This window comes from Nocardia sp. NPDC004573 (assembly GCF_053602135.1).
Map to the genome: position 1 here is coordinate 82734 of NZ_JBSGDA010000014.1, position 15719 is coordinate 98452.

Here is a 15719-nt window from a genome sequence, read left to right on the forward strand (position 1 = left end):
AAGGTCGACGCGATGCTGCGCACCATGATGAAGTCGAAGATCCACCGTGCCACCGTGACGCACGCCGATTTGCACTACGTCGGCTCGGTCACCGTGGACCAGGACCTGCTCGACGCCGCCGACCTGCTGGAAGGCGAGCAGGTCTGCATCGTGGACATCGACAACGGGGCCCGCCTGGAGACCTACGTCATCGCCGGTGAGCGGGGTTCCGGGGTGATCGGGATCAACGGCGCCGCGGCGCACCTGGTGCACCCGGGCGATCTCGTCATCCTGATCGCATACGGCCAGCTGAACGAGCAGGAAATCGCCGAGTACGACCCGAAGGTGGTGTTCGTCGACGAGCGCAACCGCCCGGTCGAGCTCGGTTCCGATCCGGCCCACGCGCCGGAGGGCTCGGGCCTGACCTCGCCGCGCTCGCTGTCGTTCGTCTGAGGAGCGGCGACCCGGACATGCTGCTGACCATCGATGTCCGCAACACGAGTATCGAACTCGGTTTGTTCTCCGGTTCCGGAGCGCATTCGAAACTGGTTCGGCACTGGCGGATGCACACCAATCCGCTGCTGACCGCCGACGAATTCGCCATGCAGGTGCGCGGGCTGGTCGGCGCGCAACTGGACGAGGTGATCGGCGTCTCCGCGCTTTCGACGGTGCCGCCCGTGCTGCGCGAACTGCGCGGGATGCTCAGCCAATACTGGGGACACGTTCCGCACGTGTTGGTGGAACCCGGTGTGCGCACCGGGATTCCGCTGCTGGTTGACAATCCCAAAGAAGTGGGCGCCGACCGCATCGTCAATTGCCTGGCGGCTTATCAGCGGTATTCCGCGCCCGCGATCGTCGTCGATTTCGGCACGGCGATCTGTGTGGACCTGGTGTCGAAGAAGGGCGAGTTCCTCGGCGGAATCATCGCGCCCGGGGTAGAGATCTCCACTGAAGCGCTGGTGGAGCGCAGTGCGCTGCGGCGGGCGGAGTTGACCAGGCCGCGGTCGGTGCTGGGCAAGAACAGCATGGAATGCATGCAATCGGGCGCGGTGTTCGGTTTCGCCGGACTGGTGGACGGCCTGATCGATCGGATTCGCGACGAGTTCGACGCCTTCGCGGGCGACGATGTCGCGGTGGTGGCGACCGGCGCGACCGCGCCATTGATCGTCCCGGAATCGGAAACGATCGATGATCACGATCCGCACCTCACGCTGACCGGGCTGCGACTCGTATACGAACGCAACCAGCGGCGCAAGGGAAGTGTCTGATATGCGCGGTGTTGGATTCGTCGCAGGACCGGGAGTTGTCGGCACCGCGTCGTCTGCTGTTAAACTCCCTCTCGTGACGTTCTACGTGAGCACCCAGGAGTGTTGTCGAGGCTGACGCGCCTCGACCGATCGAGGCTGAGTTCCCGCCCTCGACCGATACCTTCCTCCTGGAGATTCGCTCATGCGTTCTTCTGTTCTTCCCCTTTCTTCCGCGCGTACCGCGCTGTCGGCCACCCCGCCGGTGGAACGTTCGGTGGCACCCGCCTTACCCACCCGGCTGCGCCCCGCCGATCTGCTGCGGCTGACCGACGAGGGTGCCGAGGACGTGCTGGCCGGACGGTACGACCACCTGCTTCCCGCCGCTGGGAATTGGCCGGCGGACGAGCGCTGGGCGGCCAGACTGCTCACGGACGACGAGGTGGACATCTGGCTGATCAGCTGGACACCGGGCAAGTCGACCGAGCTCCACGACCATGCCGGGTCACTCGGCGCACTCACCGTGCTCAGTGGGGCGCTGTCCGAATACCGATGGAACGGAACGGAATTGCGCTGCCGCACACTCGCGGCGGGTGACCAGGCCTCGTTCCCGATCGGCTGGGTGCACGACGTCATGCGCGCGCCGGCCGCGGCGCCCGGCGCGGCCGAATCCGCGGGCCCGCTCGATCCGACGCTGAGCGTGCACGCCTATTCGCCGCCCCTCACCGCCATGTCGTATTACGAGGTGACCGGTCACGGCACCCTGCGGCGCACTCGAACCGTCCTCACCGACCAGCCCGAAGGTGACATGTGATGACCCGTTTGACCATCGATCAGATGCTCGAGAACGCACGGGCGCAGCTCGACCGGATCTATGCCTTCGAATTGCCGGAAGCCATCGAGCGCGGCGCCATTCTGGTGGATATCCGGCCGCAGGCCCAGCGCGGACGGGAGGGCACCTTGCCGGGTGCTCTGGTGATCGAGCGCAATGTCCTGGAATGGCGGCTGGATCCCAGCAGTTCCGCCCGCCTGGCGCTGGCCGCCGATCACGACGTGGAATGGATCGTCGTCTGCTCGGAGGGCTATACCTCCAGCTTGGCCGCCGCCGCGTTGCGGCAACTCGGACTGCATCGGGCGACCGACCTGGTGGGCGGCTACCAGGCGCTGAAGGCGGCCGGGCTGTTGAACGTCGCCGTCGGGGCGCCGCACTTCGCGCGGGAGGCCGACGCGCTCGCCTTGCTGTAATTCCGCCGTCAACACTTCCATCTCGAAATAGCCGGTCGCGCAGGTGCTTTCGCACACAGCATGATGCGCACCGGCTATTTCGCGTCTTTGGCGGGCAAGCCGGGGCATCCTGGGCGGGACGCCGCATCGATACCGTTTCGTTACTCCGGGTCGGAGTCCGGGCGGCGCGCAAAACGATTTCCGGTGCACGCTAGGGTTGTTCGATGTGAGCACCCCGAACTCTGCATCTTCCAGCGCATCGACATCGGATTCGCGGCCTGCCGTGGCGCCCGCCGCCGACGATGCCCCGGAGCAGATACGGATTCGCCGGGAGAAGCGGGAGCGGCTGCTGGCGGCCGGTGGCGAGGCCTATCCCGTCGTCGTGCCGCGCACGCATACCCTGGCGGAAATTCGGGCCGCATATCCGGACCTGGCCGCCGACACCGCGACCGGGCAACAGGCGGGCGTCGCCGGGCGCGTCATATTCCTGCGTAATACCGGCAAGTTGTGTTTCGCGACACTGCAGGAAGGCGACGGCACCAAGCTGCAAGCGATGATCAGCCTGAACGGGGTCGGCGCGGACGCCCTCGCCGCCTGGAAGGCCGACGTCGACCTCGGTGACTTCGTTTTCGTGCACGGCGAGGTCATCTCCTCACGGACCGGGGAACTGAGCGTCATGGCCGATTCCTGGTTCATGGCGGCGAAGGCGCTGCGACCGCTGCCGGTGGCCCATAAAGAGATGAACGAGGAGTCGCGGGTCCGGCAGCGCTATGTGGACCTGATCGTGCGCCCGGAGGCCAGGGAAATGGCCCGGACCCGCATCGCCGTGGTGCGCGCGCTGCGCGCCGCGCTGGAGCGCAGGGGCTTCCTCGAGGTGGAGACGCCCATGCTGCAGACGCTGCACGGTGGCGCGGCGGCTCGGCCGTTCGTCACCCATTCCAACGCCCTCGACATGGACCTCTACCTGCGCATCGCGCCCGAGCTGTTCCTGAAGCGCTGTGTGGTGGGCGGCTTGGAGCGGGTCTTCGAGATCAACCGGAACTTCCGGAACGAGGGCGCGGACTCCACCCATTCCCCCGAGTTCGCGATGCTGGAGACGTACCAGGCATACGGCACCTATGACGACTCGGCGGTCATGATCCGGGAATTGGTGCAGGAAGTGGCTCAGGAGGCCTTCGGTACCCAGGTGGTGACCCTGGCCGACGGCACCGAATACGATCTTCGCGGCGAGTGGGCCACCGTCGAGATGTACCCTTCGCTGTCCGACGCGCTGGGTGTGCAGGTCACTCCGGAAACGTCGGTCGCCGAATTGCGCGCGCTCGCCGATCGGGTCGGTCTGGAAATTCCGGAGGGCAAGGGCTACGGCCACGGGAAACTCGTCGAGGAACTCTGGGAACACCAGTATGGTGACAAGCTGTACGCGCCGACTTTCGTGCGCGACTTCCCGGTGGAGACCTCCCCGTTGACCAGGCAGCATCGCAGCACCGCGGGCGTGACGGAGAAGTGGGATCTCTATGTGCGCGGCTTCGAGTTGGCCACGGGCTATTCGGAGTTGGTCGACCCGGTGATCCAGCGCGATCGGTTCGTCGATCAGGCTCGGCTGGCCGCGCAGGGTGACGACGAGGCGATGGTGCTCGACGAGGACTTCCTCGCGGCGATGGAGCACGGCATGCCGCCGACCACCGGAACGGGTATGGGAATCGATCGGTTGTTGATGGCGCTGACCGGATTGGGAATCCGAGAAACGATACTGTTCCCAATTGTGCGTCCGGTCACCAGGTGACCACTGGATTGCAAAGCAGCGGCTCCGTCTTGGAATTTCCGGAATTCGGGGTATTCTTGCCTCGGGTAATCGGCCTAGTATGCGGGTCGCACGATTTCGAGAGGACGTTCATCTCATGGCAAAGAAGGTCACCGTTAGCCTGATCGACGATGTCGACGGTGAGTCCATCGCAGACGAGACCATCGAGTTTGCGATCGACGGTGTGTCGTACGAGATCGACCTGTCGTCGGCAAATGCGGCGAAGCTGCGCGACGGTTTGGAGGAGTGGGTTACGAATGCCCGCCGGGTGAGCGGTCGCCGCCGGGTCAAGGCCGCAGCGGCTGCCACGGGCACTCCCAAGAGCCGGGTCTCGATCGATCGGGAACAAAGCGCTGCAATTCGTGAGTGGGCACGTCGGAATGGGCACAAGGTGTCCGCGCGGGGCCGCATCTCCGCCGACATCACCGACGCGTACAACAAGGCCGCGAAGGGATAGTTCTTTTTCCGGCCGCCGTCCCGGCGAATCGTGCGACGTCGGGGCGGCGGTCTTGTTTGTGATAGGGCTTCGATATAGCAGCGAGACCAGATCACACGGTAGGCCGTCCGCGGCGGATGAATCGATCTTGCTCGCGGTACCCGGACGCGGCACCATGGAAACGTGCGACGGTCACTGGCGGTATGGAGAGGTGAGGTATCGGCACAGTGACAGGATTCGTCGGATCATTCTTGCGGTTCACCGATGACGCAGGCCGGCAGCAGGAGTTCACGCTGACTCCCGATCGCGGGCGCGTCACCATCGGCCGCTCCCCGCATGCCGATCTCGCTCTGAGCTGGGACGCCGAGGTCTCCCGGCTGCACGCGGCGGTCGAATACCTCGGTGCCCATTGGACCATCGTGGACGACGGCCTCTCCCGCAACGGCACGTTCGTCAACGGGGACCGGCTCGTCGGCCGCCGCAGGCTGATGGCGGGCGACGTCATCCGCGTCGGCACCTCGCGGGTGTCGTTCCACGACTTCGGCGGCGTATCCGACGACATCACCCGTACATCCACCGGCTCGATACCCACCGCGCGCTCGCTCACCGAAACGCAGCGCTCGGTGCTGATCGCACTGTGCCGTCCGTACAAGCACGGCGCGGGTTTCGCCACTCCCGCGTCGAATCAGCAGATCGCCGAGGAGTTGTTCCTCAGCGTGGACGCGATCAAGACCCATCTGCGCGCGCTGTTCGCGAAGTTCGGGGTGGAGGACCTGCCGCAGAACCAGAAGCGTGTGCGGCTGGCGGGACTGGCCATGCAGAGTGGGCTCATTTCCGATCGGGACCTGTGAGGCCTCCACCGTAGACGCTCGCGCAGCCGGTCGAGCTTCTCGACCATGGAGAGTCACCGGGGCAGCGGCTTGACTGGGACACACGCGACCGGAGCGAGGACGACTCCGGCCGGTTTCCCAGCAGGAGGAAGTCATGACCGCCACCCGCCTCGCCGCACTGGTGCTCGCCACGCTGGCGACGGGCCTGATCGCGGGCCTGTTCTACGCGTACGCCAACTCGGTGATGCCCGCGCTGGCCCGCACCGACGATCGCGCCATGATCGAGGTGATGCAGAAGATCAACGTGGTGATCATCAATCTGTGGTTCATGATCGCCTTCCTCGGCACGGTGGGGTTCACCATCCTGGCGGCGGCGCTGCACCTGGGACGAGAGCACCGGAGCACGCTGCTCTGGATCGTGCTCGCGCTGGTGCTCAACGTCGTCGCCTTCGCGGTGACCTCGGGGCTGAACGTCCCGCTCAACGACCAACTGGCCGCCGCGGGTGACCCGGCGTCGATCACCGACCTCGCCGCGGTGCGCGCCGACTTCGAATCCGCCTGGGTCCGCTGGAACGTGCTGCGCGGCGTCCTGCACACGCTGGCCTTCCTGGTGCTGTGCGGCGCGCTTGTCGTCGCGGGCGTGCAGCAGGGCAAGGCGGCGGCGCCGCACCACTCCCCGGCGTCGGCCTTCGGTCAGAGCTAGTTTCCGCGGCGACCCGCCGGAATCTGCCTCGTCCTGGCCACTTCGTGCGGTAGCTTCCCGGGAAGACGAGACCGGACCGGGAGGCTATCGTGCGGCGTGTCCCAGGCTTTTCGTTGTTCATCGTTCTGCTCGCCGCGGTGTGCGCCACCGCGGGCGCGGCCAACGCGCAGGAGCGATATCCGGTCGAATTCAACTTCTTCGCGGGCATTCCCGCCGAACTGTCCAATCCGGGCGGCTCGCTGCCCGGCACCAACGACTGGTCCTGCCGGCCGGCCTCCGGGCATCCGAACCCGGTGGTCCTCGTGCACGGCACCGGAGGTGGCGCACAGACGAATTGGGGCGTGTACGCGCCTTTGCTGGCCAACGAGGGCTACTGCGTGTACTCGGCCACGTTCGGGGCCTACAACCTGCCTTGGCCCGCTTCGGCCATCGGGGGCATGCTCCCGATCGAGCAGAGCGCGGCCCAGCTCGCCGCTTTCGTCGACCGGGTGCGCTCCGCGACCGGCGCGCAGAAGGTCGACCTGATCGGCCATTCCCAGGGCAACTTCATCGGCAACTACTTCGTCAAACGGCTCGCGGGCGCGGGCAAGGTGGACAAGATGGTCGGCCTGGCCCCGCCATGGCAGGGCTCGAACGCGTACGGCATGGCGGACCTGAACGCGTTCGGTACGCGCCTCGGCCTCGGCCCGCTGTTCGACGCCGTGGCCGGATCACCCTGCAATGCCTGCCGCCAGGTGCTGCAAGGGTCGGAGTTCGTGCGCGCGCTCAACGCGGACGGCGTCTACCACCCCGACGTGACCTACACCAATATCGCGACCGTGCTGGACGAACTGGTGGTGCCGTACACCTCCGGATTGGTCACCGGCCCCCGCGTGACGAACATCGTGGTTCAGGACGGCTGCTCGACGGACTACTCTGGGCATACGGGCATAGCGGGCAGCAAGAGGGCCGCGACCTACGTGCTCAACGCGCTCGATCCCGCTCATCAACGCCCGGTGCCCTGCGGTTTCGTCGACCCGTACACGGGGTAGGCAGCCGAGGTCGTACGTGTGCGGCGCGGATCCGGCCGGCGGACGGTTTGTTCGCTGAGGGCAAAACCCGGCCGGAAACGAATCCCGCGGCGCCCACGTTATGAGTGAATGACCGTGCTGTCGCCGGTCGGCAATAGGGTGGACCGGCGGCGGTGGCATCCCCCGCCAACTAGAGTGGAGGCGGGGGCCGCAACCCCCGGGCTTCATGGCAGGCTGACGCCCACGGTTGTTGTACACAGCACACTGCGGCGTCTGTTGCCAGAATGTCGGAGCAGGAGAGTGAGGGAGCGATGTTCGAGAGGTTCACCGACCGCGCGAGGCGTGTCGTTGTCCTGGCCCAGGAAGAGGCCCGGATGCTCAACCACAACTACATCGGCACCGAGCACATCCTGCTGGGGCTGATTCACGAGGGTGAGGGCGTCGCGGCCAAGTCGCTGGAGTCGCTCGGCATTTCGCTGGAAGGCGTGCGCAGCCAGGTGGAGGAGATCATCGGCCAGGGCCAGCAGGCCCCGTCCGGTCACATCCCGTTCACCCCGCGCGCCAAGAAGGTGCTGGAGCTGAGCCTTCGTGAGGCGCTGCAGCTCGGTCACAACTACATCGGCACCGAGCACATCCTGCTCGGCCTCATCCGTGAGGGCGAAGGTGTGGCGGCGCAGGTGCTGGTGAAGCTGGGCGCCGATCTCAACCGTGTGCGCCAGCAGGTCATCCAGTTGCTGTCCGGGTACCAGGGCAAGGAGCCGGTGGAGTCCGGTTCGCGCGGCGAGGCGGGCACCCCGTCCACCTCGCTCGTGCTCGACCAGTTCGGTCGCAACCTGACGCAGGCCGCGCTCGAGGGCAAACTCGACCCGGTCATCGGCCGCTCGAAAGAGATCGAGCGCGTCATGCAGGTGCTCAGCCGCCGTACCAAGAACAACCCGGTGCTGATCGGCGAGCCCGGCGTCGGCAAGACCGCCGTCGTCGAGGGGCTCGCGCAGGCCATCGTCAACGGCGAGGTCCCCGAGACGCTGAAGGACAAGCAGCTCTACACCCTCGACCTGGGCTCCCTGGTCGCGGGCAGCCGCTACCGCGGTGACTTCGAAGAGCGCCTGAAGAAGGTGCTCAAGGAGATCAACACCCGCGGCGACATCATCCTGTTCATCGACGAGCTGCACACGCTGGTCGGTGCGGGCGCCGCCGAGGGCGCCATCGACGCGGCCTCCATCCTGAAGCCGAAGCTGGCCCGCGGCGAGCTGCAGACCATCGGCGCGACCACCCTCGACGAGTACCGCAAGTACATCGAGAAGGACGCCGCCCTGGAGCGCCGGTTCCAGCCGGTGCAGGTGGGCGAGCCGACCGTCGAGCACACCATCAACATCCTCAAGGGTCTGCGCGACCGCTACGAGGCGCACCACCGCGTCTCCATCACCGACGGCGCGCTGGTGGCCGCCGCCACCTTGGCCGACCGCTACATCAACGACCGGTTCCTGCCGGACAAGGCGATCGACCTGATCGATGAGGCGGGCGCGCGGATGCGCATCCGTCGCATGACCGCGCCGCCGGACCTGCGCGAGTTCGACGACAAGATCGCCGAGGCGCGCCGGGAGAAGGAGTCCGCGATCGACGCGCAGGACTTCGAGAAGGCCGCGCGACTGCGTGACAAGGAGAAGCAGCTCCTCGCCAAGCGGGCCGAGCGGGAGAAGCAGTGGCGCTCCGGTGACCTGGACGTCGTGGCGGAGGTCGACGACGAGCAGATCGCCGAGGTGCTGGCGAACTGGACCGGTATCCCGGTGTTCAAGCTCACCGAGGAGGAGACCACCCGTCTGCTCCGCATGGAGGACGAGCTGCACAAGCGGATCATCGGCCAGGAGGACGCGGTCAAGGCCGTCTCCAAGGCCATCCGCCGTACTCGTGCCGGCCTGAAGGACCCGAAGCGCCCGTCCGGCTCGTTCATCTTCGCCGGCCCGTCCGGTGTCGGTAAGACCGAGCTGTCCAAGGCGCTGGCGAACTTCTTGTTCGGTGACGACGACGCGCTCATCCAGATCGACATGGGCGAGTTCCACGACCGTTTCACCGCCTCGCGGCTGTTCGGTGCCCCTCCGGGCTACGTCGGCTACGAAGAGGGCGGCCAGCTCACCGAGAAGGTGCGCCGCAAGCCGTTCTCGGTCGTGCTGTTCGACGAGATCGAGAAGGCCCACCAGGAGATCTACAACACCCTGTTGCAGGTGCTGGAGGACGGCCGCCTCACCGACGGCCAGGGTCGGACCGTGGACTTCAAGAACACGGTGCTGATCTTCACCTCGAACCTCGGCACCTCGGACATCTCGAAGGCCGTCGGCCTGGGCTTCACGCAGTCCAACAACGAGGGCTCGAACTACGAGCGGATGAAGCTCAAGGTCAACGACGAGCTGAAGAAGCACTTCCGGCCCGAGTTCCTCAACCGCATCGACGACGTGATCGTCTTCCACCAGCTCACCAACGAGCAGATCGTCGAGATGGTGGACCTGATGATCGGCCGCGTCGCCACGCAGTTGAAGAACAAGGACATGGCGATCGAACTCACCCCGACCGCCAAGAGCCTGCTGGCCAAGCGCGGCTTCGATCCCGTGCTCGGTGCCCGGCCGCTGCGCCGCACCATCCAGCGCGAGATCGAGGACCAGCTGTCGGAGAAGATCCTCTTCGGCGAGATCGGTCCGGGCCAGGTCATCCAGGTCGACGTCGAAGGCTGGGACGGCGAGGGCTCCGGCGAGGACGCCAAGTTCACCTTCACCGGTAAGGCGAAGCTGACCAAGGCGCAGTCCGAGGAGAAGCCGGAAGTCGTGCTGACCGGCGCGGCCGAAGGCGCCACCGAGGCTGCCTCGGGCGAGTAGTAAGTCTCGAAAGAAAGCCCGTGCCCACCGTATGGCGGTGGGCACGGGCTTTTCGTGGTCCGGTGTCAGGCGCCGTCGTAGTGGCCGGCCAGGAAACCCACGGCCTCGGGTCGAGTGAAAATGTTCATGTGAAAAGACTGCGCCGAGGGGGCACGTCCGGGCGTCGGTCGCGCGTCGTCACCCGAATAGGTTCGGATACGTACGCTCGAAGTCGCGAACGGTCCCGGCACGGTGATTTACCAGTTATTTGCTGAGGGGCGTTATCCCTGCAAAATCTGGTTCGCTGAAGAATTGCTATCGGGGCGGTATCCCGGCGTTGGGATGACGACGCCGTACCGATTTCGATGTCGTCCGCATCTGCCGACCGCAGCGAGGCGATGAACATCGGAAGCCGGAGCGCGAGCTACACCATCCGCCGGAATCATTGAGTTTTGAATTCGATCGGCGGGTTGGCTGCCCGGACGACCGGTGCGGCCGGTCGACTTCCCCGCGGGCGAGAACCGTTCCTCACTGCCAGCCAGGGCGGACGAGCCCTGATTCATAGGCCATCACCACCAATTGGGTGCGATCCCTGGCGTGCAGTTTGGTGAGAATCCGGCTGACGTGCGTGCGGGCGGTCGCGGGGCTCATGTACAGGCGTTCCCCGATTTCGGCATTGGTCAGTCCCTCGGCCACCAGAGCCATCACCTCGCGTTCGCGGTCGGTGAGCTCGGCCGGCGTGGCGAGCGGCGGGGTTTTGGCGCGTGCGGAGAACTCCGTGATCAGTCTGCGGGTCACGCCGGGGGAGAGCAGCGCGTCGCCCGCGGCGACCACGCGGACGGCTCGCACGAGATCTACCGGTTCGGTGTGCTTGACGAGGAATCCGGACGCGCCGGAGCGCAGCGCCTCGAAGACGTACTCGTCGAGCTCGAAGGTGGTCAGCACGACCACGCGCACCTCGGCCAGCCGCGGGTCCTCGGCGATCATGCGGGTGGCCGCCAAACCGTCCAGGACTGGCATGCGGATGTCCATCAGGACCACGTCGGGGCGCAGACTGCGGGTCATCCGGACGGCCTGCTCGCCGTTGTCGGCCTCGCCGACCACCTCGATGCCGTCCTGGGCGGCCAGCAGCGCGACGAAACCGCCGCGCACCAACGCTTGGTCGTCGGCCACCAGCACCCGGATGCCGCCGGACGGAGTGAACGCCGGGTCCGCACGGGCGGGATCGTCGTGGTCGTGCATCCCTCTCCTCTCCGTGGCGCTGTCTCGTCCCGTCAGTGCTGCGGGCGACCGGCGGAGGTGCTCGGTCGACCGGTGGTATCAGCGGGTCGGCCCGGCGTAGGCGACTCGGCCTCGCTCCGGCCTGCGGTGGTCGGCGTGCCCGCGGCGGTCGAGTTCGATGTCTCGGCGTCGATGGCCGACGGGCCCGTCTTTTCCGCGCCCGGTCGAGTCACGCGCGATCTCGTGCCGCTCTGCGCGGTGCTGCGTATCCGTGTGCTGGTGGGCGTGCGGTCCTGGTTCGGCGCCTCTGATCCCGCGTTGTCTCGGGCCTGCGTCGGCGACGTCACGGTGGTCTGGACCTGAGCTTCTGCCCCCGCGTTGTGCCGGTCCCGTGCGGATGTCGTGTTGTCGCCGGCCTGCGCTTCCGCAGCCCCGGTGTTCTGAGCAGGTGCTTCTGACGCCGTGTTGCCCCGAGCCGGCGTTCCGGATGAAGCCGGTTCGCTTCCGGCAGCGCCGGGTTCGGGTGTCCTCGTGGGAAGCCGTGCGGCGACCCGGAACCCGCCGCTGGGGCGGGGGCCCGCGGTGAGGGCGCCGCCGAGGGCGTGGGTGCGTTCGCGCATGCCGATGATGCCGTTGCCGCCGCCGGTGCCCGAGCGCGTGGGAGCACTGGTCGGACGGGTGTTGTCGACGGTGATGTCGACCGAGTCCGGGGTGTAGCGCACGGTCACCGTGGCCTCGGCTCCGGGTGCGTGGCGCAGCACGTTGGTCAGCGACTCCTGGACTATCCGCGCCGCCGCCGCGTCGATGACGCTGGGCAACTGCTGCGGGGTGCCGAGCACTCGCGTGCCGACCGTCAGTCCGGTGGCGCGGGGGCGCTGCAACAAGTCGTCCAAGTTGCCGATGCTCGGCGCGGGAGCCCGCGGTGCGGGCGGCGGCTCGGCCACTGTCGTCCGGGGAGCGCTGTCCTCCGCGTCAGTTGCGGGCGTCTGCTCGCCAGGAGCTGCGGGCGCGGTGCCGGAGCGGATCGTGTGCAGGAGCGCATGCACCTCGGCGAGGGCGTCACGACTGGCGTTCTTGATCGCCGTGAGCGCCTTCTCCGCCTGCTCCGGGCGTTTGTCGAGCAGTTCCAGCGCCACCGAGGACTGCACGTTGATCATCGAAAGGCTGTGGGCCAGCACGTCGTGCAGTTCGCGCGCGATGGCGAGCCGCTCGTCGCTGGCTCGTCGCTCGCGCTGCGCTTCCTCGTCCCGTTGCGCGGCCTCGGCGCGCTGCCTGCGCGCGACCAGCACGGCCTTGCGCTGCCGGATGCCCTCGGCCGCCAGCAGCAACACCGACAGCCACGCCATCAGCGCGAACACCTGCCACAGGTCGGCGGGGCGGCCCAGCAGCGCGGGCAGCGGCCAGACCAGCGTCAGATACCCGAGCGGGACCAGCGGATAGGTCCACCACCGTGACCCGCTGCTCGCGGCGGTCAGGAACGCGACGACCAGTGCGACGAAGATCGGGCCATATCCGTAGCCCCGGAGGAAGTACGCGAGACAGACGGCGAGCACGACGATCAGCACGGGCACCGGCTGCACGCGCCGCCAGATCAACGCCACCGGCCCGGCCAGCAGCAGCGCGTAACCGAGCGCGTCGAGGGAGTGCACTCCGGTCTGCCGCATATTCGCGAAAGTGCCTCCGACCACTTGAACCGCGGCGACGACGAGCGCGACGCCCCAGTCCCAGCCGACCGAACTCCGATCCGTAATCCCTGCCACCCGCACCCACGTAGCCTATGCGGCTCGGTCGTGATTCGAGGTCCGCCTGGGAACGTATTTCGCCGGAATAGCGCCGATTCGAATGTTCGCCTACGGATTCGGTCTTTCCGGAAGCGACCGGGCGCAGGACGACTCGGCACGGCCACGGGCCGTGAACGAGTGCTGTCGTTCCAGCTACGTATGCCGATCGTCGCCCGCCGACGGATGTCCCGCAGCGGGTCGGCGGCGGATTCTCGAGGCATGACAGATTCGATCGTGGTCACCCGAGGGTTGACCAAACGCTACGGGGCGCACACCGCTGTCGAGGGTGTGAGCATGAGCGTCGCGGCCGGCGAGATCTACGGCTTCCTCGGCCCGAACGGCGCGGGCAAGACCACCACACTGCGCATGCTGGCGGGGCTGATCCGTCCGAGCGAAGGCACGGCCACGGTCGCGGGGCGTCGTCCCGGTGATCCCGCGGTGGTCCGCCGGATCGGCGTGCTCATCGAGGGCCCCGGCTTCTACCCGTACCTTTCCGGCCGCGACAACCTGCGCGTGCTGGCCGACTATCGCGGCCTCGGGCGGCCGGAGGTGGAGGACGTGCTCGAGCGGGTGGGGCTGGCGGGTCGCGCCGAGGACAAGTACCGCACGTACTCGCTGGGCATGAAACAGCGCCTCGGCGTGGGCGCCGCCCTGCTCGGCGACCCGGACCTGCTGATCCTGGACGAGCCGACGAACGGCCTCGACCCCGCCGGTATGGCCGAAATGCGCGACCTGATCACCACTTCGGCCGCCGAGGGCCGCACGGTGCTGCTGTCGAGCCACATGCTCAGCGAAGTGCAGGCGATCTGCGATCGGGTTGGCGTGATCGCGCAGGGCAGGCTGATCGCCGAAGCGACCGTCGCGGAGTTGCGCGGGAAGTCGTCGCTGCTGCTGCGGGCCGAGCCGGTGGAAGTGGCCTTCCCCGCAGTGCGGCGGCTGGTGGGCGAACGATCGGCGCTGCTGACCTCGAAGGGCATCCGGATCGAGTCGGACGCCGTCAGCGCGCCCGCGGTGGCACGCGCGGTGGTGGCGTCGGGCGCAGATCTGCTGGAGCTGCGGGCCGAGGAGAAGTCCTTGGAGGAAGTGTTCTTCGAGATGACGCGATGGGAGGCCGCGCGATGAACGGCACGGCCATCCGCGACCTGGTCGCGAGCACGAAGGGGGAAATGCTGCGGCTGCGGAAGTGGCCGGCGTTCTGGATCGTGCTCGGCACGTGGATTCTGCTGAATCTCACGTTCGCCTATCTGTTCAACTATCTGGCCTACACCTCGGGGGAATCGAGCCGGATGTCCAACGGCTTGCCGCGCGAGGTTTTGCTGCAGCAGTTGTTGCCCGCCGCGGTGCCGGAAGTGTTCACCCAGGGCATGGCGATGTTCGGCGGCGCGCTGATGCTCATCCTCGGCGCTTTGACGGTCGGCAGCGGATATGGCTGGGGCACCTGGAAGACCGTGTTCACCCAGGGGCCTTCACGGGTCAAGGCGGTCGCCGCGGTAGTGGTGAGTCTCGCGGCCGTGGTGGTGGCGCTGGTGTGCACGGCATTCGTCGCCGACCTCGCGGTGGCCGCGCTGATCGCGGCGTCTCGGTCGCAGCCGCTCACCCTGCCCGCGCTGGACCGGTCACTGCTCGGAATCCTCACGGGCGTCGTCATTCTCGGCATGTGGACACTGGCGGGAGCGCTGATCGGCGCGATCGCCCGCGGGCCCGCGCTCGCCGTGGGGCTCGGCCTGGTCTGGGTGCTGGTGGTGGAGAATTTGCTGCGCGGCGTCGCCGGGATCTTCGCGCCGATCGGGGTGATCGCCGATCATCTGCCCGGCACGGCGGCCGGGTCACTGGCGGGGGCGATGCGCACTGTGGACGGTCCTGCCACGCCAGGCGTGCTGCACGTGCTCTCCCGGACCGAATCGATGGTCGTGCTGGTGGCCTACCTGGTGCTGTTCGCGGGCGGCACGATCTGGCTGCTGTGTCGACGGGATGTGGTGTGAATTACGACTCGACGGCCGTGCTCACCTCTGCGTGAGCACGGTTTCGGCGATCACCTGGAGCGCGTCGGCGATCTGTCCGGAAGTGAGGCCGCGCTCGCGTTGCTGCCGATAGACCTCGGCCGCCAGTGGTGCGAGGAGCGGGTCGACCAGTGCGTCCGGTTCGCGAATCCCCGCCGCCACCACCAACGCTCGCACATGGGCGTACCAGAACCCGTAGGCCCCGGTCGCGAAGCGGGCCCCGCCGATCTCCGCGCCGAGCACGAGATGGGCGTGCGCCTCCAGCAATTCGACCATCGCGGCGTAGAACGCGCCCAGTCTCTGCGCTGGGGGAGCTCCGGGCCCGAGCGGCGGCGGACCGGAGAGCAGTTTCTCTTGCAGCGCTCGCTCGTGTTCGTCGAGCAGGGCTACGGCGACCGAATTGGTGTCGGGATAGCGCCGGTAGAGCGTGCCGCGGCCGACGCCCGCGGCCTTCGCGATGTCGTCCATCGTCACCGTGCGTGGGTCCCGGGCGGCGAACAACTCGGCCGCGGCGGCGAGCACTTTGGCTCGGTTGCGGGCCGCGTCCGCGCGTTCCGGGGCCGCCGACCGGCCGGAACCGAGGTCGGCGAGCAGATCGGATCGGGGGTGCATGCCGTGACTGTAGCCGATCGGACAATAAGTGG

15 protein-coding genes are annotated in these 15719 nt (G+C 67.4%); 12 read left to right on the plus strand and 3 right to left on the minus strand.

Translation table 11 applies throughout. From position 1 onward, the window contains the following. Window positions 1-12 precede the first annotated feature (12 nt). The 10 genes from panD (at window position 13) to ACWEKR_RS21920 (ending at window position 10094) form a co-directional block, all read left to right on the plus strand. Window positions 13-432: an aspartate 1-decarboxylase gene (gene panD / locus ACWEKR_RS21875; RefSeq protein ID WP_040773236.1), complete on the plus strand. Its 420-nt coding sequence runs from the start codon at window positions 13-15 to the stop codon at window positions 430-432. A 17-nt stretch (window positions 433-449) separates the two neighbouring features. Continuing rightward, on the plus strand, window positions 450-1247 hold the full coding sequence (locus tag ACWEKR_RS21880; protein WP_159841920.1) for a type III pantothenate kinase: 798 nt from the start codon (window positions 450-452) through the stop codon (window positions 1245-1247). 181 nt (window positions 1248-1428) lie between these two features. After that, complete coding sequence (locus tag ACWEKR_RS21885) at window positions 1429-2037, plus strand: cysteine dioxygenase (protein WP_452356034.1); 609 nt, start codon at window positions 1429-1431, stop codon at window positions 2035-2037. Window positions 2038-2045: 8 nt separating this feature from the next. Beyond that, window positions 2046-2468 (plus strand): rhodanese-like domain-containing protein, encoded by a 423-nt coding sequence (locus ACWEKR_RS21890; protein ID WP_452356122.1) that lies wholly within the window; start codon window positions 2046-2048, stop codon window positions 2466-2468. A 262-nt stretch (window positions 2469-2730) separates the two neighbouring features. After that, entirely contained in the window at window positions 2731-4230 is a 1500-nt protein-coding gene (gene lysS / locus ACWEKR_RS21895; RefSeq protein ID WP_452356123.1) for a lysine--tRNA ligase, read from the plus strand. Window positions 4231-4345: 115 nt separating this feature from the next. Beyond that, window positions 4346-4705 (plus strand): histone-like nucleoid-structuring protein Lsr2, encoded by a 360-nt coding sequence (locus tag ACWEKR_RS21900; RefSeq protein ID WP_159841924.1) that lies wholly within the window; start codon window positions 4346-4348, stop codon window positions 4703-4705. 206 nt (window positions 4706-4911) lie between these two features. Further along, window positions 4912-5535, plus strand: coding sequence for an FHA domain-containing protein (locus tag ACWEKR_RS21905; protein WP_039794674.1), 624 nt, complete (start codon window positions 4912-4914; stop codon window positions 5533-5535). Between the two features lie 133 nt (window positions 5536-5668). Further along, a complete protein-coding gene (locus ACWEKR_RS21910) occupies window positions 5669-6217 on the plus strand; it encodes an anthrone oxygenase family protein (RefSeq protein ID WP_452356035.1) in 549 nt (182 codons plus the stop codon). 113 nt (window positions 6218-6330) lie between these two features. Further along, window positions 6331-7248 carry an esterase/lipase family protein gene (locus ACWEKR_RS21915; RefSeq protein WP_452356036.1) on the plus strand — a complete coding sequence of 306 codons (918 nt, stop codon included), beginning with the start codon at window positions 6331-6333 and terminating at the stop codon, window positions 7246-7248. 290 nt (window positions 7249-7538) lie between these two features. Further along, window positions 7539-10094 carry an ATP-dependent Clp protease ATP-binding subunit gene (locus ACWEKR_RS21920; protein ID WP_452356037.1) on the plus strand — a complete coding sequence of 852 codons (2556 nt, stop codon included), beginning with the start codon at window positions 7539-7541 and terminating at the stop codon, window positions 10092-10094. Window positions 10095-10601: 507 nt separating this feature from the next. Here ACWEKR_RS21920 and ACWEKR_RS21925 read toward each other — a convergent pair. Together ACWEKR_RS21925 and ACWEKR_RS21930 are read right to left on the minus strand one after the other, a co-directional pair. Next, window positions 10602-11315, minus strand: a complete 714-nt coding sequence (locus ACWEKR_RS21925) for a response regulator transcription factor (protein WP_452356038.1) — start codon at window positions 11313-11315, stop codon at window positions 10602-10604. 32 nt (window positions 11316-11347) lie between these two features. Continuing rightward, complete coding sequence (locus ACWEKR_RS21930) at window positions 11348-13060, minus strand: histidine kinase (RefSeq protein WP_452356039.1); 1713 nt, start codon at window positions 13058-13060, stop codon at window positions 11348-11350. Window positions 13061-13294: 234 nt separating this feature from the next. On the opposite strand from ACWEKR_RS21930, the gene ACWEKR_RS21935 reads away from it, so the two are divergent. Then, on the plus strand, window positions 13295-14197 hold the full coding sequence (locus tag ACWEKR_RS21935) for an ABC transporter ATP-binding protein (RefSeq protein ID WP_452356040.1): 903 nt from the start codon (window positions 13295-13297) through the stop codon (window positions 14195-14197). Then, the gene (locus ACWEKR_RS21940; protein WP_452356041.1) at window positions 14194-15057 is read left to right on the plus strand and encodes an ABC transporter permease; all 864 of its coding nucleotides are present in this window, start codon (window positions 14194-14196) and stop codon (window positions 15055-15057) included. The genes ACWEKR_RS21935 and ACWEKR_RS21940 overlap by 4 nt, the downstream gene beginning before the upstream one ends. 21 nt (window positions 15058-15078) lie before the next feature. On the opposite strand, the gene ACWEKR_RS21945 is transcribed toward ACWEKR_RS21940, so the two are convergent. After that, window positions 15079-15687, minus strand: coding sequence for a TetR/AcrR family transcriptional regulator (locus ACWEKR_RS21945; RefSeq protein ID WP_452356042.1), 609 nt, complete (start codon window positions 15685-15687; stop codon window positions 15079-15081). Between the last annotated feature and the right edge of the window lie 32 nt (window positions 15688-15719).

Coding starts and splice junctions, on each gene's coding strand:
- panD (WP_040773236.1), top strand. CDS start 13: ATGCTGCGCACCATGATGAAGTCGAAGATCCACCGTGCCACCGTGACG.
- ACWEKR_RS21880 (WP_159841920.1), top strand. CDS start 450: ATGCTGCTGACCATCGATGTCCGCAACACGAGTATCGAACTCGGTTTG.
- ACWEKR_RS21885 (WP_452356034.1), top strand. CDS start 1,429: ATGCGTTCTTCTGTTCTTCCCCTTTCTTCCGCGCGTACCGCGCTGTCG.
- ACWEKR_RS21900 (WP_159841924.1), top strand. CDS start 4,346: ATGGCAAAGAAGGTCACCGTTAGCCTGATCGACGATGTCGACGGTGAG.
- ACWEKR_RS21910 (WP_452356035.1), top strand. CDS start 5,669: ATGACCGCCACCCGCCTCGCCGCACTGGTGCTCGCCACGCTGGCGACG.
- ACWEKR_RS21920 (WP_452356037.1), top strand. CDS start 7,539: ATGTTCGAGAGGTTCACCGACCGCGCGAGGCGTGTCGTTGTCCTGGCC.
- ACWEKR_RS21925 (WP_452356038.1), bottom strand. CDS start 11,315: ATGCACGACCACGACGATCCCGCCCGTGCGGACCCGGCGTTCACTCCG.
- ACWEKR_RS21935 (WP_452356040.1), top strand. CDS start 13,295: ATGACAGATTCGATCGTGGTCACCCGAGGGTTGACCAAACGCTACGGG.
- ACWEKR_RS21940 (WP_452356041.1), top strand. CDS start 14,194: ATGAACGGCACGGCCATCCGCGACCTGGTCGCGAGCACGAAGGGGGAA.
- ACWEKR_RS21945 (WP_452356042.1), bottom strand. CDS start 15,687: ATGCACCCCCGATCCGATCTGCTCGCCGACCTCGGTTCCGGCCGGTCG.